General features: G+C 69.0%; 29 protein-coding genes. 4 read left to right on the top strand and 25 right to left on the bottom strand.

What is annotated here, in order from left to right; genetic code table 11:
• Positions 1–55 precede the first annotated feature (55 nt).
• On the top strand, positions 56–820 hold the full coding sequence (locus MKK84_RS24045; RefSeq protein WP_243924434.1) for an IS5 family transposase: 765 nt from the start codon (positions 56–58) through the stop codon (positions 818–820).
• A 711-nt stretch (positions 821–1,531) separates the two neighbouring features.
• A complete protein-coding gene (locus MKK84_RS24040; RefSeq protein WP_243924432.1) occupies positions 1,532–1,837 on the top strand; it encodes a hypothetical protein in 306 nt (101 codons plus the stop codon).
• Here the strand turns inward: MKK84_RS24040 and MKK84_RS24035 are convergent.
• Complete coding sequence (locus MKK84_RS24035) at positions 1,774–2,007, bottom strand: DUF3606 domain-containing protein (RefSeq protein WP_243924429.1); 234 nt, start codon at positions 2,005–2,007, stop codon at positions 1,774–1,776. The genes MKK84_RS24040 and MKK84_RS24035 overlap by 64 nt on opposite strands.
• Before the next feature lie 690 nt (positions 2,008–2,697).
• Positions 2,698–3,756 carry a CorA family divalent cation transporter gene (locus tag MKK84_RS24030; RefSeq protein ID WP_243924427.1) on the bottom strand — a complete coding sequence of 353 codons (1,059 nt, stop codon included), beginning with the start codon at positions 3,754–3,756 and terminating at the stop codon, positions 2,698–2,700.
• A gap of 237 nt (positions 3,757–3,993) precedes the next feature.
• On the opposite strand from MKK84_RS24030, the gene MKK84_RS24025 reads away from it, so the two are divergent.
• A complete protein-coding gene (locus tag MKK84_RS24025) occupies positions 3,994–5,460 on the top strand; it encodes a carbohydrate porin (RefSeq protein WP_243924453.1) in 1,467 nt (488 codons plus the stop codon).
• Between the two features lie 90 nt (positions 5,461–5,550).
• On the opposite strand, the gene MKK84_RS24020 is transcribed toward MKK84_RS24025, so the two are convergent.
• From MKK84_RS24020 to MKK84_RS23910, 23 genes are all read right to left on the bottom strand, one after another.
• A complete protein-coding gene (locus tag MKK84_RS24020; protein ID WP_243924425.1) occupies positions 5,551–7,377 on the bottom strand; it encodes a cation:proton antiporter in 1,827 nt (608 codons plus the stop codon).
• A gap of 114 nt (positions 7,378–7,491) precedes the next feature.
• Positions 7,492–10,155: an MHYT domain-containing protein gene (locus tag MKK84_RS24015; protein ID WP_243924411.1), complete on the bottom strand. Its 2,664-nt coding sequence runs from the start codon at positions 10,153–10,155 to the stop codon at positions 7,492–7,494.
• Between the two features lie 156 nt (positions 10,156–10,311).
• On the bottom strand, positions 10,312–10,503 hold the full coding sequence (locus tag MKK84_RS24010) for a hypothetical protein (RefSeq protein ID WP_147907774.1): 192 nt from the start codon (positions 10,501–10,503) through the stop codon (positions 10,312–10,314).
• Positions 10,504–10,596: 93 nt separating this feature from the next.
• Positions 10,597–11,472 carry a transglutaminase-like domain-containing protein gene (locus MKK84_RS24005; protein ID WP_243924409.1) on the bottom strand — a complete coding sequence of 292 codons (876 nt, stop codon included), beginning with the start codon at positions 11,470–11,472 and terminating at the stop codon, positions 10,597–10,599.
• 94 nt (positions 11,473–11,566) lie between these two features.
• A complete protein-coding gene (locus MKK84_RS24000; protein ID WP_243924402.1) occupies positions 11,567–11,887 on the bottom strand; it encodes a hypothetical protein in 321 nt (106 codons plus the stop codon).
• 39 nt (positions 11,888–11,926) lie between these two features.
• Positions 11,927–12,343 carry a hypothetical protein gene (locus tag MKK84_RS23995; RefSeq protein ID WP_243924401.1) on the bottom strand — a complete coding sequence of 139 codons (417 nt, stop codon included), beginning with the start codon at positions 12,341–12,343 and terminating at the stop codon, positions 11,927–11,929.
• Entirely contained in the window at positions 12,340–13,326 is a 987-nt protein-coding gene (locus MKK84_RS23990) for a mechanosensitive ion channel family protein (RefSeq protein ID WP_243924399.1), read from the bottom strand. The genes MKK84_RS23995 and MKK84_RS23990 overlap by 4 nt, the downstream gene beginning before the upstream one ends.
• A gap of 46 nt (positions 13,327–13,372) precedes the next feature.
• Entirely contained in the window at positions 13,373–14,545 is a 1,173-nt protein-coding gene (locus tag MKK84_RS23985; RefSeq protein WP_243924397.1) for a chromosome partitioning protein ParA, read from the bottom strand.
• A 31-nt stretch (positions 14,546–14,576) separates the two neighbouring features.
• On the bottom strand, positions 14,577–14,888 hold the full coding sequence (locus tag MKK84_RS23980) for a hypothetical protein (protein WP_243924395.1): 312 nt from the start codon (positions 14,886–14,888) through the stop codon (positions 14,577–14,579).
• Between the two features lie 24 nt (positions 14,889–14,912).
• Complete coding sequence (aqpZ, locus tag MKK84_RS23975) at positions 14,913–15,683, bottom strand: aquaporin Z (RefSeq protein ID WP_243924394.1); 771 nt, start codon at positions 15,681–15,683, stop codon at positions 14,913–14,915.
• Positions 15,683–16,039, bottom strand: a complete 357-nt coding sequence (locus MKK84_RS23970; protein ID WP_243924392.1) for a DUF3618 domain-containing protein — start codon at positions 16,037–16,039, stop codon at positions 15,683–15,685. The genes aqpZ and MKK84_RS23970 overlap by 1 nt, the downstream gene beginning before the upstream one ends.
• Complete coding sequence (locus MKK84_RS23965; RefSeq protein ID WP_243924391.1) at positions 16,029–16,442, bottom strand: phage holin family protein; 414 nt, start codon at positions 16,440–16,442, stop codon at positions 16,029–16,031. Before MKK84_RS23965 ends, MKK84_RS23970 begins: the two co-directional genes overlap by 11 nt.
• Positions 16,439–16,888 carry a hypothetical protein gene (locus tag MKK84_RS23960; protein ID WP_243924390.1) on the bottom strand — a complete coding sequence of 150 codons (450 nt, stop codon included), beginning with the start codon at positions 16,886–16,888 and terminating at the stop codon, positions 16,439–16,441. Before MKK84_RS23960 ends, MKK84_RS23965 begins: the two co-directional genes overlap by 4 nt.
• A 45-nt stretch (positions 16,889–16,933) precedes the next feature.
• Positions 16,934–17,296 carry a CsbD family protein gene (locus MKK84_RS23955; protein ID WP_147907783.1) on the bottom strand — a complete coding sequence of 121 codons (363 nt, stop codon included), beginning with the start codon at positions 17,294–17,296 and terminating at the stop codon, positions 16,934–16,936.
• Between the two features lie 63 nt (positions 17,297–17,359).
• Positions 17,360–17,548, bottom strand: a complete 189-nt coding sequence (locus MKK84_RS23950) for a hypothetical protein (RefSeq protein ID WP_243924389.1) — start codon at positions 17,546–17,548, stop codon at positions 17,360–17,362.
• Positions 17,549–17,662: 114 nt separating this feature from the next.
• A complete protein-coding gene (locus MKK84_RS23945; protein WP_243924388.1) occupies positions 17,663–18,109 on the bottom strand; it encodes a YidB family protein in 447 nt (148 codons plus the stop codon).
• A 45-nt stretch (positions 18,110–18,154) separates the two neighbouring features.
• Entirely contained in the window at positions 18,155–18,412 is a 258-nt protein-coding gene (locus MKK84_RS23940; protein WP_147907786.1) for a 3',5'-cyclic-nucleotide phosphodiesterase, read from the bottom strand.
• 83 nt (positions 18,413–18,495) lie between these two features.
• Positions 18,496–19,386, bottom strand: coding sequence for a YsnF/AvaK domain-containing protein (locus MKK84_RS23935; RefSeq protein WP_243924386.1), 891 nt, complete (start codon positions 19,384–19,386; stop codon positions 18,496–18,498).
• Positions 19,383–19,880: a YsnF/AvaK domain-containing protein gene (locus tag MKK84_RS23930; protein WP_243924383.1), complete on the bottom strand. Its 498-nt coding sequence runs from the start codon at positions 19,878–19,880 to the stop codon at positions 19,383–19,385. Before MKK84_RS23930 ends, MKK84_RS23935 begins: the two co-directional genes overlap by 4 nt.
• A gap of 2 nt (positions 19,881–19,882) precedes the next feature.
• Positions 19,883–20,839, bottom strand: coding sequence for a PhnA-like protein (locus tag MKK84_RS23925; RefSeq protein ID WP_243924381.1), 957 nt, complete (start codon positions 20,837–20,839; stop codon positions 19,883–19,885).
• A 73-nt stretch (positions 20,840–20,912) separates the two neighbouring features.
• Complete coding sequence (locus MKK84_RS23920; RefSeq protein WP_243924379.1) at positions 20,913–21,173, bottom strand: GlsB/YeaQ/YmgE family stress response membrane protein; 261 nt, start codon at positions 21,171–21,173, stop codon at positions 20,913–20,915.
• 255 nt (positions 21,174–21,428) lie between these two features.
• The gene (locus tag MKK84_RS23915) at positions 21,429–21,626 is read right to left on the bottom strand and encodes a hypothetical protein (RefSeq protein ID WP_243924378.1); all 198 of its coding nucleotides are present in this window, start codon (positions 21,624–21,626) and stop codon (positions 21,429–21,431) included.
• Positions 21,627–21,731: 105 nt separating this feature from the next.
• Positions 21,732–23,177: a helix-turn-helix transcriptional regulator gene (locus tag MKK84_RS23910; RefSeq protein ID WP_243924451.1), complete on the bottom strand. Its 1,446-nt coding sequence runs from the start codon at positions 23,175–23,177 to the stop codon at positions 21,732–21,734.
• A 320-nt stretch (positions 23,178–23,497) separates the two neighbouring features.
• Between MKK84_RS23910 and MKK84_RS23905 the strand changes: the two genes are divergently transcribed.
• Positions 23,498–25,471 (top strand): AI-2E family transporter, encoded by a 1,974-nt coding sequence (locus tag MKK84_RS23905; protein ID WP_243924377.1) that lies wholly within the window; start codon positions 23,498–23,500, stop codon positions 25,469–25,471.
• Positions 25,472–25,489: the final 18 nt, after the last annotated feature.

The following is a 25,489-nucleotide window of genomic DNA, read 5'->3' as shown; positions in this document are numbered from 1 at the left end:
GTGGTCGAGATGGCGGTGATTCCAGGGGGGTGCTGAAGCCTGACCTGGAAACGCCATGTGGACCCCGACAACCAGGCGGCAGCATAGCCGCGCGGGCCTTCGCTATGAAACCGATCTGACGGACGCCGAGTGGGCGCTGATCGGCCCGCTGATGCCAGAACCTGCCACGTGCGGTCAGCCTCCAGTCTGGACGAAGCGGGAGATCCTCAACGCGATCTTCTACGTTCTACGCGGTGGCATCGGGTGGCGGCTGATCCCCGAGGATCTGCCTCCACGCAGCACGACGTATGGCTACTTCAGCCGTTGGCGCGACACCGGCTTGTTTGGCCGGATCAACCACCTTCTCGTCATGGCAGACCGCGAGCGTGTCGGACGCGAGGCCTCGCCGTCCGCTGCGGTACTCGACAGCCAGAGCGTCAAGACGACGGAGAGTGGCGGACCGTGCGGATACGATGCCGGCAAAAAGGTCAAAGGCCGCAAGCGCCAAGCCCTCGTCGACACGGATGGACGTGCCCTGGTTCTCGATCCGCAGCCGGCCGATGTGCAAGATCGCGATGGAGCCGTTCCGGTGCTGCGCCTGTCGCGCCGAACCTTCCCGTTCATCACCAAGGCGTTCGCCGATGCAGGCTATGCTGGCGATCGTCCAGCCACGGCCACGATCATCACCGTCGAGATCGTGCGCAAGCCACCCGGCCAGGTCGGATTTGCCGTCCATCCTCGCAGATGGGTGGTCGAACGCTTCTTCGCTTGGATCAGCCGCAACCGCCGCCTTTGGAAGGACCCGGAGGCGACCGTCGCCTCGGCCAAAGCCTTCCTCTAAGCCGCAGCCGTCATGATCCTCGCCCGACGCCTCGTGCGCGCCTCATGAGATATCGGACGGACTCTAAAGGCATCCGTGACGCTTGAACCCCGTGTGCGAAAATCGACCGTTTTCCCGACAAACACCGCTATGCATGTTGCGGTCGCCGAGGCCGCCAAATTCTGTCGGGAAACCGCGCCGGACATTTAAACGTCGAGAAAACGTGTCCGTTGGCAGCCGGCAGCGAGAGCGCTTCTATGTCTGGTTCAGCGCCTCACGCAATCGAAAGCGGCCAAGCCGCTTTCGGCCAGACTATGTCACGCCGGCTCGCCGATGCGCGCAGAACCGGACGTTCGGCTTCGCGCCCATCTCGGTCATTTAGGCAAGCTCGGCAACGCCCGCATAGCAGACATTCATAGACACACTGGCATGCTGCGCATTTGCAGAGGGGCAGAATTGATATTATTTAACCGAGAGTCGGCGAAGTAAAGGGTTATTGAGGGCCAGCCCGCGACTAGTCATTGAAGAAAGCACATCCCGTCGATGTCGACGGCCACTACATTGCAATTGCGTTGGGTCGACGAGCGCCCCGCGACTGCGAGAACACCATCATACAGCCGGGCCACGAGCAATCTGTCGCTGAACACTTGTAAGAGGATGGTCGAGGTGGTCTCTATGAGGCAGAAATTTAGGTGTTGCACGCCAAGCTGAATTACTGACAAGTGGATCGACGTGCGGTTCACCCACAACGCGACCGGGCTCAACCTGACGATGAGTTGGCCGAAGTGGAAGCTTGGGCGTGGCTTGAACTATCTGGTGGAGTTGGCAGCCGGCTCGTCGGTACTGCAGTTAAAGGACGTGCGGTTCGTAGAGGCGCTTAGACTGACTGACGCGCTCGACGTGAAGGGCGAGGGCACGATCATCAAGGTTGCGCTGGCCAAGAGCACGGCCGGCCTGGACCTTCTGGAGGTGTGCTACTGCAGGAACGGCTCGGCCACCAAGACCAACCCGTTCGTCGCCCCCACCCGCAAGCTGTGAGCGGCCCCGGCCTCAGCGCCGGAGGTGCCGCGCAGTGTGGTGACGCGGCTGCCTACGAGGCGCACGGCCTTGCGGAGTTGCTCCTCACTGACCCCGAACAGCTTGGCGTAGGACTCGCGGCTGGACCGGTCGTGGATGTCGAGGTGAGTGCGTTCGGTCTCGGTAGCCATCGGTGTTCGCTCCCTGACACGCCTCTCGAAGGAGCGCCGTCGACTGTGGGATCAACGCGACCTCACCCTCCGTGTTGCGACCCAAACAGACGCGTTCCGCCGGTCATGCACAGGTTCCGCGGGCGATCCAACGAACGGAAGCGTCTCGCCGTTATGCAGGTCGACCTCGAGATCGACCTTGAAGAACCGGAGAAATGCCACGACCGGAGCCTGCCCAGTCCAGGTGACCTCGCTTTCATATCGGGTGTGAAACTCATCCGAAATGGCGCCCAGGAAGGAATGCAACCAAAGACGCTTGGCGCTCTTCTTCTCGTATCCACCACATCGAACATTTCGTCGGCCGCGCCCGTCGGATGATCCGCGTTCGCGAAGGCCGCAGCCATGATCCATTGCAATCATTACCAAGGTGGCGAAGCCCGACCGGCCCTCACCGAAGTCGCTCGGGTACTGTCGAGGCGAATGGTACCTCCCGAGAACGCGGACCTCCCGTCGCGCCTGGCCGAACTCGTCGCCGTGCTGCTCGCACGCGATGGCGAGCGCGGCGACCGTCGTCCGGACGACGCTTGAGAAGTCACAGTTCCAAATGGCGAGCCTTCGGACAGCCACTTCGTTCCCAACGAGATGCGCGGCATCGGAACACGGCCAATGGAAGCGATCCGCTCACGGTCAGAACGGTCGCGAAGGGTATGCTCACCCCCTGGGTGGACGAATGCCGAGCAATCGTATGACGGCAAAGGCTAGGACGGCCGATGCCAAGCTGAGGCCGCACACGGAGAGGAAACCGTGCGGATCGTCGCCCAAGGGCAGCCCCTTCACGTTCATCCCGAACAAGCCGGTGACGAAGGTCGGCGGAAGGAACAGCGCCGACAGCACCGACAGGACGTAGAGCTGCCGGTTCGTCGCCTCGGCGATGCGTTCGGACACCTCTTCTTGCAGCAGCCGAGCCCGCTCCGCCTGCAGGGTCATATCGCGGTCTAGCGCATCGAGGCGCTGCGCGAGCCGGGCCGCCGCCGCGACCGCCGGCCCGTGGACGTTGTCCGTCGCCCCGTCCGTCTCCAGCCGGTGGAACACGGCGGCGAGGCCGGCGATCTGCCGATGCAGGCGCACCGCGTTGCGGCGGACGGGCCCGAGCCGGCGGCGGTCGTCGCGGGGCCGTCCGTCGAGGATGTGGTCCTCGATCCCGTCGAGTGCGTCCGAGAGCCTCTGCCCGGTGGTGGCCATCGCCGACACGACGTGCCCGACAAGGGTCTCAAGGAGCAAGGTCGGCGAGGCGACGGTGTGGCCCCCCTCGACCGCCGCGCGGGTCGCGTCCGGGCTTTCCGCCGGTCCGCGGCGGCCGCTGACGAGGCTGCGTGGTCCCAAGACGAAGTGGAGCCTGCCCGCCGGGACGGGCTTGGCTCCCGGGCGGGCGAGGTCGGCGACGACGCCCCCGATGTGGTCGGCCTCGACAGTGATGCGCTGGTGCTCGTCGGGCGCGAACACGGCGGTGGCGAGCCGGGTGGGACCGAACCTGCCTTCGCTCGCCCGACCGACCAGATCCGCCGCATCCAGGTCGTAGTGCAACCACAGGAACCCGCCGCCGAACGCGTCAAGGTCGCTCGCCGCCTGCGCCGGCGGGACGGACCGTCCCCGCCCATCCGCGTCGAACGCCATGGCCCATAGCGGCTCGCCCGGCCGGGTCGGCCCCGCGATGCCCGTCGTGGTCGAGGGCGCGGCGCTGGCGTCGACCGGCGGATCCGACGGCTTCATGGGTGATCCAATCGATGAACGGCCCGGTGACGGCGGGCCGATGAGAACATAAAAACTTTGAGTGGTGGCGCCGCACCCGTATGGTGCCCCTCGTATCCAAGTCGAGGGCGACCGACGAGCCGCATGGGCGCCGCACCGGACATTCGAGCGGCTCGTCGGTTCCCAGGGTTCTGCATCCTGCCAGACATCTCCACCGAACGCGCGTGGCGGCCGTCCGTCCATGGGCGCTCCGGGCACGTGCGAGCCTTGCGCGATACGCTCGCCGTCGCGCTGATCGTCAGCCTCGCACCCATCGCCGCAGTCGCCCAGTCCGCGAATACCGGCGCCGGCGGCGATCCGCGCACCTCGGTCGCCCAGCCCGAGGTGTCAGGCAAGCCATCGGCGGTGGCGACGACCTCGATCCAGTCCGTGCTCGGTGACGCAGCCGATCCTACGGGTCTGCGTCGCTTCCTGTTTGACCGAGGGATTGTCCTCAGCTTCAACGCCATTGCCGACATCCTCGGCGACACTAGCGGCGGCACGCGTCGCACGGCCACCGTCCTCGGGCGGCTCGACATGCAGCTCGACGCCGACCTCGACCGCCTCGCCGGCTGGCACGGCGCCGCGTTCCGGGTCGAGGCCTACCAGATCAACGGCGCCGGGCTGTCCCGGGCCGCCGTCAACGACCTTGCCGTGATCAGCGAACTGGAAGCGCTGCCGTCCACCCGCTTGTACGAGCTCTGGATTGAGCAGCAGTTCCTCGACGGGCAACTGGCGGTCAAGCTCGGACAGGTGGCGGCCGACACCGAGTTCCTCGTGAGCCAGACCGCGACGCTGTTCATCAACTCGACGTTCGGCTGGCCGACCATCGCCGGCACAAACCTGCCGAGCGGTGGTCCGGCCTACCCGTTCGGCGCGCCCGCGATCCGGGCCAAGTACCTCCCGACCTCGAACCTCTCATTCCAGGTCGGTCTGTTCGACGGCGACCCGGCCGGTCCGGCGCGGCAGTGGAACGACCCGGACCCGCAACGGCGCGACCGCACCGGCACAAACTTCAGGCTGTCCGATCCAGCGTTCCTGATCGCGGAAGCGGCCTACGCGTACAACTTCGAGGAACGGGCCGGCACGGGTCAGGTTCTAGTCGAGCCCGGGACGGTGACGCTCGGGGGCTGGCACCATTTCGGCCGGTTCGATTCTCTCCGGGTCGATGACACCGGTCGCTCGCTCGCCGACCCTTCGACAACCGGGGTCGCCCGCAGGTTCCGGGGCAACGACGGCCTGTACGGGATCATCGACCAGACCGTGTACCGCGAGCCGGACGACGCCGGGCAGGGCGCAAGCGCGTTCGTGCGGGCGGTGACGTCGCCGGGCGACCGCAACCTGATCGACCTCTACCTCGACGCTGGCATCGGCTACCGCGGGCTGCTGCCGGGTCGGTCGAACGACACGGCGGGCGTGGCAGTGTCGTACGCGCGCATCTCGCCGTCGGCCCGGGGTGCAGATCGCGACACCATCCTGGAGACGGGCACCGCGATGCCCCGGCGGCGGTTCGAGGCGCTGATCGAGGCCACGTACCAGGCGGTCCTCGGCCCGGGCGTGACGGTACAGCCGAACCTGCAGTACGTTTTCCATCCGGGGGGCAACATCCCCGACCCGCGCGACGCGCTCGGGCGGCGGATCAAGAACGGCACGGTCGTCGGCTTGCGGGCGACGCTGACCTACTGAGCGAGGTTTGACTCCTTGCGGAACCTCGGCAATGGCCATCCGACCCGAGAGTGAACCGGTCGAGCCCGGACGCCGTTCGGATACCGTTCGTCAGGCGTGCACCGGAGATGACTCTTCCGCTAAATCGAGGCGAGGAATGTCCGGCGCGGCGAAGGCAAGCATGCGATCCCCCTCGTTGGGGGCGGCACGCTCGTTGTCGACCGAGAGGAGTTTCACCGCCCCGTCCGTCTCGATGATCAGCAGGGCGACCGCGTCGGTCTGCGCCCCCGCATTCGCGAGGACGACTTCGAACCGCCAGCCGGCCTCGTGCCGCCCGGCCAGGGCATCGAAGTCGACCGTGCCGTCGCCGAGAACCTTGCCGCGGGTATCCCGGCTGACACCCGTGTCCGCGTGCAGGAGGTGGTCCGCCGACGGCGCGAGTTGGTAGACGCGCTCGCGGCCGATCTCGGGGGCCAACCGAGTGCACACCAGCGCGTTGTAGAGCTCGTCCCGGGTCGCAGCGAGCAGATGGTCCGGGGGGTGGTCGGCGAGACCTTCCTCGGCATGCCGCGACAAGAGCTCGGCCTGCAGCGTTGGCACCCCCGCCTCACGAGCGGCCTGAAGCGCGCCAGGGTAGGTGTCGATTAGCACCACCGGCACGCCCGCGCGATGCAGGGCGACGACCATGTCGCTCGCCCATGGCGACGCCCCGACGACGGCGAGCCGCTGGGTCTCGGCCGCGGTGGACAGACCCAGTCGCCGAGCCAGCGGTCCCAGTGAAAAGCCATGAAGGATGACCGTGGCCACGATGACCGCGAACACGGTGGGCTGGATCAGGTCGCCGCCGGCGTAGCCCGCCTCGCTCAGACGGGGACCGGCCAAACCGGCGACGGCAGCCGCGACGATACCGCGAGGGCCGATCCAGCCCACGAACAGCCGCTCCCGCCGCGACAGGTCGCTGCCCAGCGTCGCGAGCCAGATGGCGGCCGGGCGGACCGCGAACAGGACAGCGGCGGTGAGAGCGAGGATGGGCAGGGACAGCTTGCCGAGGACGCCGAGGTCGAGGTCGGCGGTCAGTACGACGAACAGGCACGACACCAGGAGCACGACAAGCGCCTCCTTGAACCGACGCAACTCGCCCAAGCCCGGCACGTGGCGGTTGGCCAGCGCGATGCCGAACACGGTCGCGCCGATCAGCCCGGCCTCGTGCATGAGAAGGTTCGGGACGACGTAGGCGACAAGCGCGAGCGCGAGCAGCACCGGCGTTTTGAGCGTCTCTGAGACGAGATCCCGCCGGAATGCCCAGGCCACCAAGAGGGCAAAGCCAACGCCGAGACCGCCCGCCACGAGCACGCCCTCGGCGAGGTGGATCGCCAGGGCGACTGCCGGGGTCTCGCCGGCGTCGTGCGGCACGCCCACCAGGATCTCGATGACGACCGCCGTGAGGATGGCCCCGACCGGGTCGTTGACGATGGCCTCCCACTTCAGGAAGGCGGCAGACCGCCGCTCCAGGCGGGCGTGGCGCAGCAGCGGCAGGATCACGGTCGGTCCGGTAACGACGAGGATGGCGCCGAAGACCGACGCGGGGCCCCACATCATCCCGCCGATGAGGTGGGCGGCGAGGGTACCCAGGACGAAGTTGACCGGCAGCGCGAAGGCGGTGAACCGGAGAACGCCCTCGCCCGAGGCCCTGAGTTCGCGGAAATCGAGCGCGAGACCACCCTCAAACACCACGATGGCCACCGCCAAGCCGATCAAGGGTCGCAGGTTCTCCCCGAAGTCGCGGGACGGGTGCAGCAGGCCGAACACGGGTCCGACAAGGAACCCGAGCGCGAGCAGCAGCACGATGGCGGGGATGCGCAGGCGCGCGGCGAGCAACTGGGCGGCGATGCCACCGCCCACGATGCAGAGGACGGCCGTCGCCAAACCGTGTTCCATCCATTTCCTTCCGGGCAAACCTGTCGTCGAGACCGTCCGACGCCTCACCGGCGGAGGGATCAGCACTTCCGCCGTCGTAAGGGTCGGATCACATGCCCTACAACGGGTTGGAGCCTATGGGATTCCCGACCAGGTCCTCGTCGGGGTCGCACCCCCGGCATCGGTTTGGCGATTGTCGAGCTTGCGCAGCTCGGTGGCGATGTCCTGCAGGCTGGCGTCGCCCTTGCGCAGGACCCGGTCGGCCTCGGACAGCCGGTCGCGCTCCGCCGCCGTGATGTCCCGGGCGCTCAGCACCACCACGGGGAGCTCGGCGCAACCGGGCAGTCCCCGAAGCCGGTCCAGGAAAGAGAACCCGTCCATCACGGGCATGGTCAGGTCGAGCAGCACGAGGCGCGGCACGCCGTGCCGGACTTGGTCTAGCGCCTCGCAGCCGTTCCCGGCCTCACGGACAGTCCAGCCGTTGCGCTCCAGCACGGTCCGGAGGCGATGGCGCATGTCGGCATCGTCATCGACCACGAGCACGTCGCCGTCGGCTTCCCGGAACTGTTCCAGGATCGTGCGCAGCCGCGTCCAGTCCACCGGCTTGGGCAGCGCCTCCACCGCGCCGAGCGAGGCGCTCAAGGCCGCGTCGGCGACGAAGCTGACCATCACCACCGGGATACCGGCGGTCCCCGGCTCCGCCTTCAGGGCGGCGAGCACCGACCAGCCGTCCATCTCCGGCATCATCACGTCGAGCAGGATGGCGCGGGGCTTCAGCGACCGGGCGAGGTCGAGCCCGGTACGCCCGTCCCCCGCGGTGCGGACGGCGAAGCGCTGGCGTTCCAGGAACCGGGTCATCAGTTCGCGCTGGTTGGCCTCGTCGTCGATGACCAGCACGAGGTCGCCGACCGTCACGTGGTTTTCTGGAGCCACCGGTGCCGCCTCGACGGCCTGCTCGGGAGCCACCGCCGGGACGCGCAGGGTGAAGCTGGTTCCCTGGCCCTCGACGCTCTCGACGGTGATGTCGCCGCCGAGCAACTGGGCGAAGGCACGGCTCAGCGCCAGCCCGAGGCCGGTCCCCCCGTAGGTGCGCGTCGTGCTCTCGTCGGCTTGCGTGAACCGCTCGAATAGCCGCCCGACCTGCTCGGGGCTCATGCCGATGCCGGTGTCCCGCACGGTGAACCGGAGCCAGTCGCCGGCCGCGGCGACCTCGCGGGCGGCCCGCAGCGTGATGGTGCCGCCCTCGGTAAACTTGGCCGCGTTCGACAGCAGGTTGAACACACACTGGCGCAGCTTGGTCGCGTCCGTGCGCGCCCGGCCGACATCCCCGGCGACGTCCAGCGCCAAGACGTTCCCCTTCTTGGCCACCAGAGCCTCCACGGTGCCGGCGGCGTCCGTGACGAAGTCGGCAACGTCGATGTCCTCGGAGTAGAGTTCCATCTTCTCGGCCTCGACCTTCGACAGGTCGAGCACGTCGTTGATCAGCCCGAGCAGGTGCTGGGCGTTCGACTTGATCTTGCCGAGGTCCTTCAGCAGGCTCTCCTGGCCGAGCTCCTCCGCCTCCTCCTCCAGCATCTCCGAGTAGCCGATCACCGCGGAGAGCGGCGTGCGCAGCTCGTGGCTCATGTTGGCGAGGAAACGGCTCTTGGCCCGGCTGTGCTCCTCGGCGGCGTCCCTCGCCTCCTTCAGGGCGACCTCGGACGCGTGGCGCTCGGTGATGTCCTCGTGGACGCCGACCCATTCCCGGATCGTACCGTCGGCGTCGCGCACCGGCACCGCGCGGGCCACGTACCGCCGCCATTCGCCGTGGGCGGTGCGCACGCGATGCTCGGCAGTGTACGGGTATCCGGCGCGAAGGGCGTCGGTCCAGGTGGCAACCGTCGCCGGAAGGTCCTCGGGATGGATCGCCTTCGCCCAGCCGGCGCCCATGTACTGCTCCGGGGCGTGCCCGGTAATGCCGGCCCACCCCGCTTGCTCCTCGACGAAATGTCCGGCGGCGTCGGTGGTCCACATGATGCCGTTGACGGCCCGGACGGCGGATCGGAAGCGCTCCTCGCTGACGTGCAGGCGCCGCTGCACCCGGCGTTGGTCGAGCGAGGAGGCCATCATCGCGAGGAACAGGATCAGGAAGGTCACGCCGGCCACCGCCAGGGCGACGTCCCGCTGACCGGTCGCCAGTGTGGTCGCGTGCGCGGCGTGGGCGCCGGCCTCCTGCGCCGTGAACGTCGCCGCCGCCATGCCGGTGTAGTGCATGCCGGCGACCGCAAGGCCCATCACGCAGGCGGCGGCGAGCTTCTGCCATGGCCGGTTGCGGCGGAAGGTCAGCCACAAGGCGGCGGTCGCGGCGGTGACCGCGATGGCGACCGACACCGCCACGACGGCAGGGTCGTAGGCGAAGTTGCCGGGCACGCGCATCGCCGCCATGCCGGTGTAGTGCATCGCCGCCACGCCGACTCCCATGAGAGGGCCCGCGACCAGCAGGGACCGCGTGCCGGTGCCCCGGCGCGCCACCCAGGCGAAGGCGGCGGCGGTGACGCCGACGGCGATCAGCAGCGACAGCAGCGTCAGGCCGAGGTCGTAGGCGGCGGGCAGTCCCATCTCGAAGGCGAGCATGCCGACGAAGTGCATCGACCAGATGCCCCCGCCCATCGCCACCGCCGCGCCCGCACCCCAGGCCCAGCGCGGACCGACGTCCGGCCGGCGCACCCGCGCGCCGAGGTCGAGGGCGGCGTAGGACGCGAAGACCGCGATGACGATGGAGAGCGCGACGAGGAGTGGGTTGTATCCGGTATGGACCATGGGAATTCCGGTGTGTGTACGCGGTCCGTACCACCGAAAGGCAACGACCTTGGGGCACTCGCCCATTCGTGAACGGGCCGGGCGATCCGGTTTCCGGCGCTCGGTGGCTGTATTCGAGCCGTCCGTACGTAGATCCGCACCGGTGTATGCGGATGCCTAGAGCAGGAAGCGGACGCAGGCAGCCAAGGCGGCCGTCGAGGCGAGCGGGACGCCGAGCGCCGCACCCAAGGCGAGGCCTCGCCCCGTCATCGGCATGTTGTCGTTGCCGGCCTGCATGGCCAACCTCAGATGCCACAGCGCGATGGCCTCGCCGGGCGTGACGGTGCGGGACGTGGTGCCGGGGATCAAGGGCCGTCCCTCCATCGAATGCGAGTGCCCCCACCGGCGGTTCGCATGCGACGCCGGACCGGCCGTGGGATGAGGTTCCGGCGTCACCGCGGTTCAGGCCTCCGAGGATGCCGGCGACCTAGCACCCGAATGGGGCTCCGTCGTGGCCTCGTCGGCAACCTCCACCGTGTGCACGTCGAACTGCGCCAGCAGCGCCGTGCCGAAGCTCGTCGAGATCGCGACGTCGGTGGCGTCCCGACCGCGGGCGATCACGATGCGTCCGATCCGGCGGGCGTTATGGCGGGCGTCGAAGGTATACCATCGCGGCCCCTCGGGACCGTCGAGGAACACCTCGAACCACGCAGAGAAGTCCATCGGGTTCGGATCGACCGGAACGCCGATGTCACCCAGGTAGCCCGTGCAGTAGCGCGCCGGGAAGTTCATGCATCGGCACAGGGTCACAGCGAGGTGGGCGAAGTCGCGGCAGACGCCGACGCGTTGGTTGAACCCGTCGAACGCGGACCGCGTCGCATCGGCGAGCTGGTAGTCGAACCGGATGCGCTCGTGCGCCCACGTCACGATGGCCGCGACCCGCGCCCACCCCTCGGGCGCCCCGCCGAAGAGCGACCACGCGGTACCGGCGAGCTTGTCGGTGTCGCAGTAGCGCGAGCCGAGGAGATAGATCAACACCTCGTCCGGCAAGTCCTGGACCGGGATCTGCCGCGCGTCGGGGGCGTAGGCGTCGGGCTCGCCGCTGTCGTGGATCAGGAAGTCGGCCGAGACGGTGACCCGCCCGCCGGGCGAGAGCAGCCTCACGCAGGTGTTGCCGAACGCGTCGGTGTACTTCCGCATCGGAACCGGCGGGTCGACCCGCATCGCATCCGAGGACAGCAGGTCGTGGGCCCGCGACGGATGGACGTCGAGTTGGTAGATGATCGGCGTCGGCCCGAACGTGTCGTAGCCGATGGTGTACCCCGTCCTGATCCTCATGCTCATCCCCGTGAATCGAGTCCCGTCGTCCCGTCCCGCTCGGCGGCGACCATCGAGGTCTGCATGAGCCGTGCCCGTGTTCCGAGAGGACGGCTCAAAGCGTCAGAAGCAACGCGGAATACCCGGCCGCTCCCAGCGCGAAGGCCCAGAACCGGCTCTGCCGCTCGCTCGGCACCTCGTTCTTCAAGACGTTGAGGATCACGCCGCCGCCGAGGAAGGCGGTCAGCGCGGCGATTGCGGCATCGGACACGGTCGTCAGGGCGCCGAGCGCGAACCCCGCGAGCACGGCGGCGGCCAGGACCCAGCGGCCGATCCTGCGGTAGGCCGCCTTGTGGTCCTCGTTCAGGCCGTAGTCGGTGACCACGAAATGCAGCGACATGGCCACCGTGAAGAAGGCCAGGGAGGCGAAGGTCATGACCTCGCGGTGCAGGAGGAGGTACCCGACGAGGCCGTTTCAGAGGCCGAAGGATGCCATGTGGATACAGAACACGCCGACCCCGGTGCCGACGTCGGACGCCGCGGTGGAACTCCGGGCATCGGTGACCGCGAGGCCGGCGCGGCGTGATCGGTCGACCTTCGCCAACCGGTCCAATCCGTAGAAGGCCATCAGGCCGGCAAGCGCGATCAGGTAGACATGCCGCTCCGAAAAGCCCCCGAAGGTGCCGCCGGCCATCCGGCCGACGCTGGCCTCGCCATCGGCTAATTCCGGCAGGAAGTGGACGAAGACGTAGGCCACCGCGACCCCGCCGGCGGCCGACAGCCAGATGCTTCGGGGCGAACCGTCGAGGAAACGCAAGGTAGGCGTCACGACGTGGACGAGCGCCAGCACTACCGCCGCCAGGGCAGCCAGGAACGGAATCGTGGTCGTCACTCGGCAGTCTCCGAAGAGGCGGCGGCACGCCCCATGCGGCGCCGACCGGCGAGCTCGACCGGCGGTAGCCCGACGATGTCGTAGGTCGCCGACGCGATGCCGATGCCGGCGTCGTCCAGGCCGGCCAGGATCTCGCGGCTCATCGCGTCCTTGGCCCCACGAATTTGGTGTGTGCCGAGGATGAAGCGGACGGTGAGCTCCAGCCAGTTGTCGGTGATGCGGAAGAACACCCGCGGCTCCAGATCGACCGGCTCGACCCCGAAACGGTCCTGCAGCCGCGCCTTGGCCTCCCCGGCCATCGCGGTGGCGTCGAGGGCGTGCCGGCGCGCGGCGGCGAGCATGATCGCCTCGACCTTCAGGCGGTCGGACTCGTAGGTGATGGGGATAGCCATCTCCTCCCAGATAAAGGGGAAGTCGCGGGTGTAGTTGAACACCGGTTCCGAGAAGATCTGCGCGTTGCTCACGGTGACGATGCGGCCGGTGAACTGGCGGCTCCTGACCCACATCGCCGGGCTGCTGCCCTGGACCGCCGGGGGCTGGCCCATCTCCATGATGGTGGTCTGGATGAAGCCGAGGCGCAGCACGTCTCCACGCACGCCGCCCATGGTGATGCGGTCGCCCACCGTGAAGGTCGAGCCGCGCAGGATCACAAAGTAGCCGGCGAGCGACGTGATCACCTGCTGCAGGGCGAAGGCGAGGCCGGCCGAGAGCAGTCCGAAGGCGGTGGCAAGCCGGGCCGGGTCGTTGAACCAGATCGAGAGCAGCCCGAGGACCAGCAGCACCGCCGCGAGCAGGCTGATGCCCTGGCGCGTCCAGAACTTGGTCTGGAGCGTGGAATGGTCGGTGCGGGTCAGGACTAGCCCGACCAGCGCCCGAAGGCCCATGCCACCGCCGACGACCACCGCGATGAACACGAGCGAAAGGACGAGTTTCCGCCCGTTCTCGGCGTTGACGCCGACCCAGTCGATTCCGAGGAAATGCAAGTCTTCGCCCTTCGGGTAGGTCGAGGTGTATCGACGATGTGCCGGTTCAGTCCGCCTTCGGTACGGTGGTGGGCGCCGGAGACTGGGACGGAACGGGCTGCACCGTCATGGCCGGGGGCTGGTCCGAGAGCCCCTGCCGGGCTTCCGCGAGCTTAGCCTGGGCTGCCGCGAGTTCCTGGCGGGTCATCCCGAGCCGGTCTTCGAGGGTGGCCATCTCCTTGTTGCGCGTGGCCAGCGTCTCGGTCAGGGAGGCGAGTTGCGCCTGGGCGTCGGCCTGTTGCTTCCTTAGCGCTTCCACCGCTGCGGTCGCCCCGTCACGGTCGGCCGTCAGCTTCTGGATGGCCTGCTCGGCCTGACCGCGCTCGGAGATGACCCGGTCCCGCTCGGCCTGGGTCGTGGCGAGATCCTTCCGGGTCGACGCCAATCCGTCCTTGGCCTGCTGCAGTTGCTGGCCGGCCTGGGTGATCTCGGCGGTCAGCTTGTCCTTGTTGGCGTCGAGGCCGGCGATGGCCTGCTCCAGCTCGCCCCGCTGCCTCGTCGACTGCTCCGTGGCGGTACGGGCGTCCGCAAGTTCCTTCTGCGCCGCGGCCGAGCCCTCGCGGGCCTTCTGCTGGCTCTCCTCGGCCTTGGCCAAGTCAGCGGTCTTGGCGGTCGCCTCCTGGGACATGGCGGCGATGTCGGCACGCAGCTTGGCCTCCTGCTGGCGCGTATCCTCAAGGCGGCGCCCGACGTCGGCGAGCTCCTTCGTCCGGGCGGACGCCGCCTGCTCGGCCGCGGTGATGGCCTCCTTCATCGGCGCGAGCTTCTGCTCGGCCTGGCCGACCTGCGCCTGAAGGTCGGCCAGCTTCCTGGCCTCGGCCTCGGATGCGGACTTCGCCTCGGTCGCCTTCCCCTCCGCCGCCTGTCGCTCCGAGGCGAGGTTCGCCGCCTTCGCCTTGGCCTGCTCGCCGGCCTGGGTCGCGTCCCGGTCCTGCTGCTGGGCCGAGGCGATCCTGGCCTGGAGCGCGGCCAAAGTGCCGGCGGTTGACCGCTGCTGGTCGAGGTCACCCTGGAGCGCCGTCTGCCGGGCTTCCAGATCACCGATGCGGTGGTCCCTCGTCGTCCGCTGCCTGGCGCCGGCGATGGACGCCACGACGAGCCAGACCAGGAGAACCGCCGCCACGACGGCGAGGCTGAACGGGAGGGGTCGGCGCAGTTCCGGGCGATAGTCGATGGCCATGGCGGTCTCGCGGGCTTGGAGGGGTTTGGGGTCAGATCGAGGAGGCGGCCTCGCCCGGGGTCGGTTCGGCACCTGCGGCTCCGGGCTCGGGTCCACGGACGGGCGGGGCCGAGCCCGCATGTGCCGCCTCGACCAGGGAGCCGATCATCGTCAGGAGCGCGCGGTGCTCGGGCGATCCGTTCCCGGAAGCCAGGAAGCTCGTAAGCTCGATCCGGGACGGCGCCCCCCCGGACGGTCCGTTCGGCTCGTGGAAGACGAACACGTCGGCCTGGTCGTCGCCGTGGCAGAGTAACCAGCGGTCGTCGTTGCTCCCCGCGTGGATCAGCGTCCGTATGGTGGTCATCGACGGGTCCCTCGGGAGGTGGTGCTAGAACTCGGTCGGCTTGATGCCCGCCTTCTCCAGTCGCTGTTCGAGCTCGGCCGGAAGGGCCTGCACCGCCTGGCGCACCGGCATCTGCAGCACCGGATCGAGGGCACGCATCGTCGAGTACAATCCCGCCGCGGCGGCTCCGCCGAGGAGCGGAGCGAGAACGAATAGGCAGAGCTGCCCCACGGCGTCCCAGCCGGCGAACAGGGCCGGGCCGATGCTCCGGGCCGGATTGACCGAGGTGTTGGTCACCGGGATCGAGACGAGGTGGATCACCACCAGGACGACGCCGATGGCGAGGCCGGCGAAACCCACCGGCGCCTTCAGGTCGGTCGCCCCGAGTATGGTGAGGACGAGGAGCGCCGTCATCACGAACTCGACGATGAACGCGGCACTCGCTTTGTAGTGGCCCGGCGAGCGCACGTCGTAGCCGTTCGATGCGAAGCCCGAGGAGACGTCGAAGCCGGGATGGCCCTGCGCCACCACGTAGAGGACGTAGGCCGCCACGATGCCGCCGAGGACCTGCGCGGCGACGTAGCCAGGCAGACGGGCGGCGTCGAACTTGCGGCTGAGCGTCAGCCCCAGGGTCACCGCAGGATTGAGGTGGCAGCCGGAGATCGGTCCGAGCGCGTAGACCATCGCCATCAGGACGAAACCGAAGGAGAGGGCGACGCCGGCATAGCCGATGTGGTCGGCGGCCAGGACCGCGCTGCCGCAACCGCAGAACACCAGGACGAAGGTGCCGACGAACTCGGCGACGTACGGGCGCATCAGCGGGATTCCTTCGGGATGGTGGCCCCGGGGTTCGGGTTGGAGGTGACGGCCGCCGCGGCGTACCGGTCGGGATCGCGCGCGGCGCGGTAGGTCGCAGCCGGTCGCCGCCCGCCACCCTTCAGCAGCATCGCCACGCCGAGGCACATCAGCAGGACAGGCACCGGGTTGCGGCGGACCGCTTCGAGGGCGCCCTCGTAGAGGTCGGCCCCGGTCCCGTCGCGGCGGACGGTGCCGAGCATGTCCTCGACGATGCCGGTGGGGGTGAGGCGCTGCGTAAGCCTGTCGAGCGTCCGGTCCAGGCGGCCACGGCTCTCCTCGATCTCGCGTTCCAAGGCATCTGCGTCACTCGTCATGCGTCACGCGCTCCTTGATGACGGTGGCGTCGTGCCGAAGCTGTCGGCCCGTCCGGGTCGGGACGAGCCCGTCGACCGAGAACCGGCGTCTGGCGAAGAACGCCAGGACAACGCCGATGACGAGGAAGGCGACGCCGACGATCAAGGCGGCGAGCGCCTCCGAGCCGACGACGGTGGCGAGCCACTTCACCAAGGCGTCGACCAACACCAGGAAGCCGACGACTGCGAACACGGCCGCGCCGGCCATCGCAGCGAGGCCGACGATCAGACGTTGGAGGTTGTCGGCCATCTCCTGGCGGAACAGGGCGATCTCGCCCCGTAGGACATCGCCGGCACCCCGGAGTGCTTCGGCGAGTAGGCCCTGGAGCCCGCCGGACGGCGGGGGGTGGGGAACGGCACTCACGGATACCCGCCCCATGCCTGCTTGTGCTCAGGAACCTGCGATTTGCGGGCATCGCCTTCGCCGGACCGGAGGACGTGGAAGGCACCGTACCCGAGCGCTCCCACCACCAGGGCCGTCGCCAGCGGATTGCTACGCGCGGCTACCTCGGCATCACGATAGAGCTCTCGCCAGCCGCGGCGAGCGACATGACCCGAGAGCGCATCGAGGTTGCCGGCGACCGTGTGGACGAACGGCTTCGCCTGCGTCTGTCCGTCAAGCTCTTTGCCGCCCGAACGCAGTGCCCGGGCGAGTTCGGACAGGAAGCTGGCCGCCTCGCTCTTGCGCCGGTCTGCATAGCCACCGGCTTGGTCGCGCACGGCATCGGCCAAGCCGGCCGGCGAGCGTGCCGCCTGCATAGGGCCATCGGCGGCTGGGGCCGGCCCCGCAGGTCGGGTGGGATCGTTCACGGTGATGCTCCGGACCTGCGAGAGGACTTTGATGGGCTCCCGGGCCTAGCGGCGGCCGTGGACGACCATGGCGAGGAGGTAGCCGAGCGCGCCGGCCATCGCCGCCATCATCAGCGGGGACTCCTTTGCGTAGCTCGTCACCGTGTCGGCGCCCTGGCGGTAGGCGCGCTCGGCGTCGGGGAAAGCATCGCGACCCTGCTTGAGCGCGCCCTGGGCGAGGTCGCCGGCCTGGTCGGCCACGTCGCGCACGGCGTCCTTGGCCTGCCCGTACAAGTTCTCGACGTTGCCCTTGGCCTCGTTGGCCGCGCCCTTGGCCTGGGTCTCGCGGTCGCTGGTGAGGTCGCCGACGGCGCCCTGGACCTTGCCGCCGAACTCCTTCGCGGCGCCGGTGATGCGGTTCTCGTCCATGGTTCTTCTCCTGGTTTGCTCCCGGACGCGCGGGATGCGCGTCCGGGGATTGGGTCGGGTCGATTACTTTCCGGCGCTCTTGCCGTGGGCCTTGGTCGAGCTTTCGTGCGCCTTCTCGGAGTGGCCGTGGGCCTCCTTCGAGTGCTTGGCGGCGGTCTCGTCGCCCTTCTCGTGATGCTCGGCCGCGGTCTTGTGCGACTTGGCGGCGGCCTCGTGGTGCTTGGCAGCCTCGGCGTGCGCGGTCTTGGCCATGGTGGTTTTCCTCGAATGGCACCGTCACGGTGCTCGTTGCGGTCGCGTCGACCGGCGCGTGCGGTTGGAAAAGGACCCGACCGACGTGCGGGATGTCCTCAGGCGCGAGGCGCGTCAGTGCGCCGGCAACCTGCCGTCGGGGGTGTAGCGGTCGACCGCCGACGGAAGCTCCCGTGAGAGCCTGGAAAGGAGTTCGTCGCTCGAAAGGCCGGTCTGCTTTGTCAGGGTCGCGAGCAGGTCGGAGCCGAGGGCGGAATGCATGTGCTCAGCCGGAATCTCGGTGTTCCGGCCCTGCCGGACCCATGAGTCCGCAGCCTCGCCGTGACCGTTGCCGCGGAAATGCTCGATCAGCTGGCCGAGGCCCCCGCCGAGCAGTCCACCGGCACCGGCACCACCGAGGTTGCCCAGGATGCCGCCGAGCCCTGGTTGGCCAGGCGTGGCACCGGACGGGTTGGCTTCGGAGGCGCCCTTCAGCATCTCGGCGATCTTGTCCTTGTTCTGGTAGCCCGCCACGGCGAGCAGCCCGAGCAGGGCGGTCATGGAGGGGAAGCCGTCACTCATGTTCATTCTCCCGTTCGGGTGTTCGACGTACGGGTTCGGGGCGGCTCAGGACCTCGAACCGGTTCCCTTGGATGCCTTGTATTCGTCGATGGCGGTCCGGCAGCCGGGCGAGAGCTTGCCCATGTTCCTGCCGAAGCACGCGACCACCTCCGGGCCCTTCGGGTCCATGCCGTTGCAAAGGCTGAGATAGTCCCCAGAGCAGGACGTCCGGAGATGGCCCGTGGCGGCATCGTCGCCCTGGGCGCCGGCGGATCCGGCCGCCATGACGAAGGAGAGGACAAGGAATCGGGTGATGCGGATCATGGGGCGGCGGCCGTGCCTGTTGCTTGCCCGAGGGTTCGCGCGTCAGAAGGGAGAGGTCCGCGGGACCCCTCCCGACCAGGCGCTCAGACCGGCTTGCGCGGGGCGGTCCCGGCGGTGCCGGCCGTACCGGTACGCTCGACGTTACCCCGCTCGTCGGTGACCTCGACCTCGGTGTGGCGTACCTTGTCGGTCACGGTCTCGACCCGCTGGGTCGCGTCCTTGCGGATGCCGACCTCGCCGACGACGCGGGCCTCCTTCGAGACCACCGCCTGCTCGCGCATTTCGGTCGCCTCGATGACCTTGTCCTCGAACAGGGCCATGTCCCCCGGCGTCACCGCCCGGTCGACCACGCGGCGGTCGACGCGTACGGTCTCGTCGTGCAGGGTGACATTCTCGCTCACGGCCTTCTCGACGGCATAGGAGCGCACCCGCACCCGGCCGCTGTCGACCATGCGCTTGCCGACGTTGAGGCGCTCCTCGACCACCGGGATGTAGTCGGTGCCCTGCGCGGTCTCCTGAGCCGCGACGGTTTCGGTGGAACCCGCCGCACGCAGCCCCTTCGTGGCAGTCGTCGATGCGGGAGCAACGGCCGCGACCGGCGCGCCCGCAGCCTGCCCGTTCCAGCCCTCCTTACGCCAGGACGCCTCGCGCTCGTCCATGTCGACCGAGCCGTGCTCCTCCAGGATGTCGTAGGTACGCTCGGCGTACCCGTCCTCTACGGTCGCGGTCAGCATGGTGCCGCCGCGGTTCAGTCCCTCGGCGTGGAGGTGGCGGTCCTCCTCCGGCATGAAGAACTCCTTCAGCGAGCCCCACATGCCGCCCTCGTGGGTCGTGGCGGCGCCGGTCGTCGTGCCCGCCTCGCTGCCGGATAGGATCCGGACGCCAACCTCGGGGATGCCGATGGCCACAAGCTTGGCCTTCGCGGCCGTCGCCTCGGGGTAGGTGTCGTACATGGCGGTGATGGTCTGGGTCATGGTTCGACCTCCGATGGGGGTGCAGGGGACAGGGCCGTGACGTGCCCCTCGGGGGACACGCGTTCGATCACGGCGTGCTGTCTGCGCAGCGTCACCGGCATCTCGACGTCCTCGCCCGCCGTGGTCTGGCGGACATGCACCTCCTCCCGCAGGACGAGGCGCTTCTCGACGACGAGGATCTCTTCCAGGATGGGGATGATCGTCACCCCGTTCGCCTCGCGGACCACCGGGGGCGCTTCGCCCTCGGCCAGAGTCCGGTTGATGGCCACCCGGGTGACCCCGACCATGTCGCTGCGCAGGGTCTCGCGCAGGACCTCCTCGACCGTCTCGGTGCGCGTCGTGAGCCGCACCCGCCCGGTCTCCACCGCCCGCTTTTCGATGCGGGCGGTCTCGGCGATCAGCGGGAGGACCGCCTCGTCGCCGACGGCAACCTCCGCCGCCGGCTCGTTCTGCGCCCCGGAGCGATACGGCTCGGTGGCGGCGGGGGCGTTCACGATCAGACTCGACGCTGTGTGGTGGCGGCGACGGCGGTGCGGGTGAGCACCGGGTCGACCGCTGCACCGCGTCCGGCGAAGAAGGCGGCAAGCGCACCGAGGATCAGCGCCAGGGCGCCGTAGAGCGCCCCCTGCGAGCCGACGCGGGCGGCAGTATCGGCCGCCTGCTTGGCCTGCTCCTTGGTCTTGGCGACGGTGTCGTTGAACTGCTGCACGTACTGCGCGACCTGAGTCCGGGCCTGATCGACCGGGATGCCCTGAGCCTTGGCCAACGCCTGGGCCGCCTTCTCCTGGGCATCCTTCTGCTGGGCGGCGTCGCCGGTCACCGCGGCGCGCATAGCGCTGACGGCGGCGTTCTTGAGGGCCTCGGGGTCATTGCCGGTCGTGCCGCGAACCTGGCTCTCGATGTTCGAGAACGGGTTGTCCATGCCCGGCAGCGACGGGGCCGCAGCCTGCGCGGCGGTCTTCACCGAGCCGCCGATCAGGTTGCCGGCGCCACCGAGCGTGCTCGAAACCGCGCTCGACGCGCCGCTGACGATGCCTCCAACCGCCGAGGACAGCAGGTACACGACGACCAGGGTCGAGACCGCCCAGGCGATCAGCCCGTGATAGGCGGTGGTGGTCCGGGCAGGCTTGCCAGAGAGGCGTCCGGCGAGCCAACCGCCGGCGGTGGAGGCGAGGATGCCGGAGATCACGAACCAGATGCCGGCGCCGGACGACAGGCTGCCCGCCGTCGGGGTGCCGTTGCCGGCCGGGTCGACGGTCGAGAGTCCGATCCCGAGTCCGACCATGTTGAGAATGACCTGGGCGACCAGCGCGATCACGGCGCCGGCGATGACAGCCCCCCAGGAGATGGAATGCAGCGCCATCGTGCGCATGTCCTCGGCCGGGGTAGCCAAGCTCGTTGTAGGCACGTCGCGGTCGTAGGCCGGACGGGTGGTGTCTGAAGCTAACGCCATCGTGGTAACTCTCTCGTCGGGGGTGGTCGGGTCGGACTTCAGCCAAGGTTTGGCGGAAGCGGGTTCGGCCGGGTCAGAGGACCCGGCGGCGGCCCATCAGGGTGTGGTAGAGCCACAGCACCACCACGGCGCCGACGACGGCGACGAGGAGGCTGTAGAGGTTCACCCCGGACACCCCGGGCTGGCCGAACTGGTTGAATAGGAAGCCACCGACGACGGCGCCGACGACCCCGAGCAGGATGTCGACGACGAGCCCTTGGCCGGTGTTGTTGACGATCTTGCTGCCGATGAAACCGGCAATCAGGCCGAGCACGATCCAGGCGAGGAGGGACACGGGCGGTCTCCGGGCATGCGCGCTCGGTCGGTGCCAAGGCCGCGCGGGACGGGATGGGGTGTGGGCTACTCTCTGGCACGGCGGTCGCAGTGAGGCGGCTGCCTGCCGCCGAACCCGCCTGTGGTCGTTCGCTCGACGACCGGACCCGATACGCGACAAGCGCCCCGGGTCCGCGATGTTCCGCCGATTAACATCTAATCAAACCGCAATATTTCCACGTTGGTTCGTGGCGAATATTCGCGGTTTAGGTTTTCGTCAGTCGACGTCTGGTTCCGGCTTCCGTTCCGGGCGTCGTTTCCCCCTGGGGTTCGACGGCGTGATCCCGGGTTCGGGGCCGGGATCCCCGGTGAGCTTCTCCAGGGCGTCCCGTACCGAAGCCCTGACCTGTTCCAGGGTCGGCTTGAGCTCGTCCGTCCGCTTAAGCTCGTCCGTCGGCTTGGGTTCGTCGGCCATTCGCTTTCCGGTCGATGCCCAGCCTTGCGTCGTGGTTGAAGATGGCCCTGGTCCCGCCGCGTGCAAATCGTCGGAACGTACCGGTTCGGGTGTTTTATGTACCGGTCACATGGCCGGGAAGCCGTGATCCCTGCCCCAGACCACGGCCTGGGTGCGCCGGTTGACGCCGATCTTCCGGTAGAGCGCGGCCGCGTGGTTGCGCACCGTGCTTCCCGACAGCACCAGCGCCTGGCCGATGGCCTTGTCGCTCTGTCCCCGGCAGATCAGGTCGAGCACCTGCCGCTCGCGGGCTGTGAGGTCGGGCATCACAGGCTTTGGCCCCTCGCCAGGGTTCCGTAGGACCGAAAGCTTCTCGACGAGGCCGCGGCTGAACCAGGAGGCGTCAGTCATCACCGTCTCGATGGCCGAGTACAGCTCGCGCTCGGAACGCTTGCGCTCGGTGATGTCCTGCAGCACGGCCAGCACGGCATCCTCGCCGTTGATGACCACGCGCTCGGCCGAGACCAGGCAATCGAGCGCCGTCCCGCCCCCGTCGCGCACGCAGGTCTCGACACCGAGGGCGGACCCTTCGTGAGCCAGGGTCGCCTCGAACCGTTCGCGAGCGGCGTCGTCGACCCAGAGGCCGGTCTCGGCGACCGTCCGCCCGAGGGTATCCCCCTCGGCACGGGCGAACACCCGGACGAACGCCTCGTTGACGCCCGTCACGGTGTGATCACTCGCGCGGGTCAGCACGGTCGGAACCGGGGTGAGCCGGAACGCCTTGGCAAAGCGCTCCTCGCTCTGGCGCAGGGCGGTCTCCGCCTTGCGACGTGGTTCCAGGTCCGCGAAGGTGAACAGCATGCAGGCGACGTCGCCCATCTCGATGGGTTGGCCGGCGACGATCACGGCGTGCGTGCCGCCGCCCGGGCGCTTCAGGAACGCCTCGCGATGGGGGATCGGCTCTCCGGCGTTCAGGTGCTCCAACGCCCTCTCGCGCCCGTGGGCGTCGGCGAGGAGGTCGACCTCGTACACGCTGCGCCCGAGGACCTTGTCGCGCACGTAACCCGTGATTTCCAGGAACCCCGTGTTCACGCGGACCAGCCGCAGGTCGGTCAGGCGGACGATCACGGCGGGGGCGGGGTTGGCGGCGAACGCGCTCTCGAAGCGCTCCTCGGCCTCGAATTGTGCCGAGATGTCCTTGATGATTAGCGCCAGGAAGGTCGGGCGGCCGCCCGCGTCGGTGACCACGAGGCTGCGCAGGGAATGCACGAAGTCGATACCGGATCGGTCGGCGTGCCTGACCTCGACGACGACGTCGCGGAAGGTCTCGCCGTCCATAACGCGCTCGATGGGGTAGCGGCCGGGCGCACGGTTGTTGCGGTAACGCAGGCTGAAAAGCGCGCGGTAGGCGTCGACCGTCGCGCCGAGGTCGGATAGCGCCGCCACGCCGTGCATCGCCAGGGCCGCGTCGTTGGCCCAGGAGATGCGCTGGTCCGGCTCGACCAGGATCACGCCCTCGCTCAGGCCGGTGACGAGTTGGCGGAGTTCGGAGCGGTTGGCATCGGTCGCGATGGGTCCACGTCCGGGGCCGTGGCCGCCGGCGCCCCTTGTGCCGGGTGGTTCGATCTCGCGCCCGGGGGTGCGTTGGCTTCCGACCGGCGCGTTTTTTGGGTTGACCTTCGGATTCATGGTCGCCCCGTAGCCTTGGCTCGGCGTCGCGGCAGGGCGGCAGAGCCGGATCGCGTCAGGCGACACTAGCATGCCGGGCCGCGGCCGTCCCCGTCCCCGTCCGCGACCTGACGGCGGCGGATGCGAGGTCCGCCGGGACCAATCGGCATCCTCGACGTTGAGGTGCGACGCGCTGCGGAATGCGGCGTGACCGGGAATCCCGCATGCCGATGGACGACGCCGTAGCCGCGAAGCCTCCCGCCCAGGTGCCGCCGCCTTTGGTCCCCGGCCTGCGCGGCCTGCTGACCCTCGCGGTGGGCGTCGTGCTGATCGCGGCCCTGTACTTCGGACGCGAGGTCTTCATCCCCCTCGTCCTAGCCGTCCTCCTGAGCTTCGTCCTCGGGCCGGTCGTCAACCTGCTGCGGCGGATCAAGCTCGGGCGCGTCCCCTCGGTCATCGTCGCCGTGCTGCTGGCGCTCGGCGTGATCGGCGGCATCGGCGCGGTCATCGGCACGCAGGTGGCCGGGCTCGCCGGCAACCTGCCGCAGTACCAGGCCACGGTCTCGAAGAAGTTCGCCGGCCTGCAGCAGGGCTGGCTCGGGGAGGCCAATCGGGTCATCTCGAAGTTCAGCCACGAGGTCCACGACGCCACCCAGAAAGCGGACGCCTCCGGCACCACCGCGGCGAGCGGGCCGGCCGGCGACACGCCCAAGGCGCAGCTCGTGCGCATCCAGGATCCCGAGATCTCACCCCTGGCCCTCGCCGAGAAGGTTCTCGGCCCGGTGTTCGAGCCGCTGACCACGGTCGGCATCGTGCTGGTGGTCGTGGTGTTCCTGCTCCTCCAGCGCGAGGACCTGCGCAACCGCATGATCCGCCTGTTCGGATCGAGCGACCTTCACCGCACGACGGTGGCGATGGACGACGCGGCCGGTCGCCTTGGGACCTACTTCCTGGCTCAGCTTGGCATGAATGCCGCCTTCGGCGTCATCGTCGGCGTCGGGTTGTGGTTCATCGGCGTGCCCAGCCCGATCCTCTGGGGGGTGTTCTCCGCGCTGATGCGCTTCGTGCCCTACATCGGCGCCTTCATCTCCGGCATCCTTCCGGTCGCGCTGGCAGCGGCCGTCGACCCGGGCTGGAACATGGTCATCGCCACCGCGGCCCTTTTCCTCATCGCCGAGCCGGTGTTCGGGCAAGTCATCGAGCCACTGCTCTACGGCCACTCCACCGGCCTGTCCCCTTTCGCTGTGATCGTCTCGACCCTGTTCTGGGGCTTCCTGTGGGGGCCCATCGGGCTGATCCTGGCGACCCCGTTCACGGTCTGCCTGGTCGTGCTCGGTCGCCACGTCGACAGCCTGGAGTTCCTCGACATCCTGCTGGGCGACCGGCCGCCGCTGACGCCGGTCGAAAACTTCTATCAGCGCATGCTGGCCGGCGACCCGGACGAGGCCCGCGACCTCGGCGAGCAGATGCTGAAGGAGCGCTCCCTGTCCTCGTACTACGACGAGGTCGCGCTCAAGGGCCTCCAGCTCGCCGCCAACGACTACGCCCGCGGGGTCGTCACGCCGGCGCAGCTTGAGAACATCCGGGCCTCGTCCCGCTCCCTGGTTGAGGACTTCGAGGACCACCCCGACGTCGAGCCAGCCGGCACCGACGCGACAGTCAACCCGAACGACACGCCGACGCTCGCCGAGCGGGCGCATCCGAAGAACGAGGCCGTACCCGGCCAAGCGCCACCTCGCGAGGCGCTGACGGAGGCATGGCGCGGCGAGGCGCCAGTGCTGTGCCTGGCCGGACGCGGCCCACTCGACGAGGCCTCCTCGGCGATGCTGGCGCAACTGCTGCGCAAGCACGGGCTCGGGGCGCGCGTGACGGCCTACCAGTCCGCCTCGCGCGAGGGCATCCGCGACCTCGACCTGTCGGGCGTGGCGATGGTGTGCATCTCCTACCTCGACATCACCGGCAACCCGTCGCACCTGCGCTATCTGCTGGAGCGTCTCCGTCGGAAGTCGAGGGACGTCAGGCTGTTGGTCGGCCTATGGCCGCAGGGCGAGGCGGTCCTGACCGATACGGACCTCGGTCGGCAGGTCGGGGCCAACGCCTACGTGTCGTCGCTGCGCGGTGCGGTAGAGGCGTGCCTGAGGGAGGCGGGTGCGACGAACACGGGCGACGAGACCCCGGCCGCGGCGAACGCCGCCTGAAGCTGGAACCCGCCGATG

Source organism: Methylobacterium sp. E-065, from assembly GCF_022829605.1.
Lineage (GTDB): Bacteria > Pseudomonadota > Alphaproteobacteria > Rhizobiales > Beijerinckiaceae > Methylobacterium.
This window is presented reverse-complemented; position numbering and strand designations above follow the sequence as displayed.

Coding starts and splice junctions, on each gene's coding strand:
- MKK84_RS23905 (WP_243924377.1), top strand. CDS start 23,498: ATGCCGATGGACGACGCCGTAGCCGCGAAGCCTCCCGCCCAGGTGCCG.
- MKK84_RS24020 (WP_243924425.1), bottom strand. CDS start 7,377: ATGGAACACGGTTTGGCGACGGCCGTCCTCTGCATCGTGGGCGGTGGC.
- MKK84_RS23940 (WP_147907786.1), bottom strand. CDS start 18,412: ATGATCCGCATCACCCGATTCCTTGTCCTCTCCTTCGTCATGGCGGCC.
- MKK84_RS24000 (WP_243924402.1), bottom strand. CDS start 11,887: ATGACCTTCGCCTCCCTGGCCTTCTTCACGGTGGCCATGTCGCTGCAT.
- aqpZ (WP_243924394.1), bottom strand. CDS start 15,683: ATGCGCCCGTACGTCGCCGAGTTCGTCGGCACCTTCGTCCTGGTGTTC.
- MKK84_RS23945 (WP_243924388.1), bottom strand. CDS start 18,109: ATGAGTGACGGCTTCCCCTCCATGACCGCCCTGCTCGGGCTGCTCGCC.
- MKK84_RS24030 (WP_243924427.1), bottom strand. CDS start 3,756: ATGAAGCCGTCGGATCCGCCGGTCGACGCCAGCGCCGCGCCCTCGACC.
- MKK84_RS23985 (WP_243924397.1), bottom strand. CDS start 14,545: ATGGCCATCGACTATCGCCCGGAACTGCGCCGACCCCTCCCGTTCAGC.
- MKK84_RS24035 (WP_243924429.1), bottom strand. CDS start 2,007: ATGGCTACCGAGACCGAACGCACTCACCTCGACATCCACGACCGGTCC.
- MKK84_RS23950 (WP_243924389.1), bottom strand. CDS start 17,548: ATGGCCAAGACCGCGCACGCCGAGGCTGCCAAGCACCACGAGGCCGCC.
- MKK84_RS23915 (WP_243924378.1), bottom strand. CDS start 21,626: ATGGCCGACGAACCCAAGCCGACGGACGAGCTTAAGCGGACGGACGAG.
- MKK84_RS24015 (WP_243924411.1), bottom strand. CDS start 10,155: ATGGTCCATACCGGATACAACCCACTCCTCGTCGCGCTCTCCATCGTC.
- MKK84_RS24005 (WP_243924409.1), bottom strand. CDS start 11,472: ATGAGGATCAGGACGGGGTACACCATCGGCTACGACACGTTCGGGCCG.
- MKK84_RS24045 (WP_243924434.1), top strand. CDS start 56: ATGTGGACCCCGACAACCAGGCGGCAGCATAGCCGCGCGGGCCTTCGC.
- MKK84_RS23935 (WP_243924386.1), bottom strand. CDS start 19,386: ATGACCCAGACCATCACCGCCATGTACGACACCTACCCCGAGGCGACG.
- MKK84_RS23955 (WP_147907783.1), bottom strand. CDS start 17,296: ATGGACGAGAACCGCATCACCGGCGCCGCGAAGGAGTTCGGCGGCAAG.
- MKK84_RS23970 (WP_243924392.1), bottom strand. CDS start 16,039: ATGACGAGTGACGCAGATGCCTTGGAACGCGAGATCGAGGAGAGCCGT.
- MKK84_RS23925 (WP_243924381.1), bottom strand. CDS start 20,839: ATGGCGTTAGCTTCAGACACCACCCGTCCGGCCTACGACCGCGACGTG.
- MKK84_RS23980 (WP_243924395.1), bottom strand. CDS start 14,888: ATGACCACCATACGGACGCTGATCCACGCGGGGAGCAACGACGACCGC.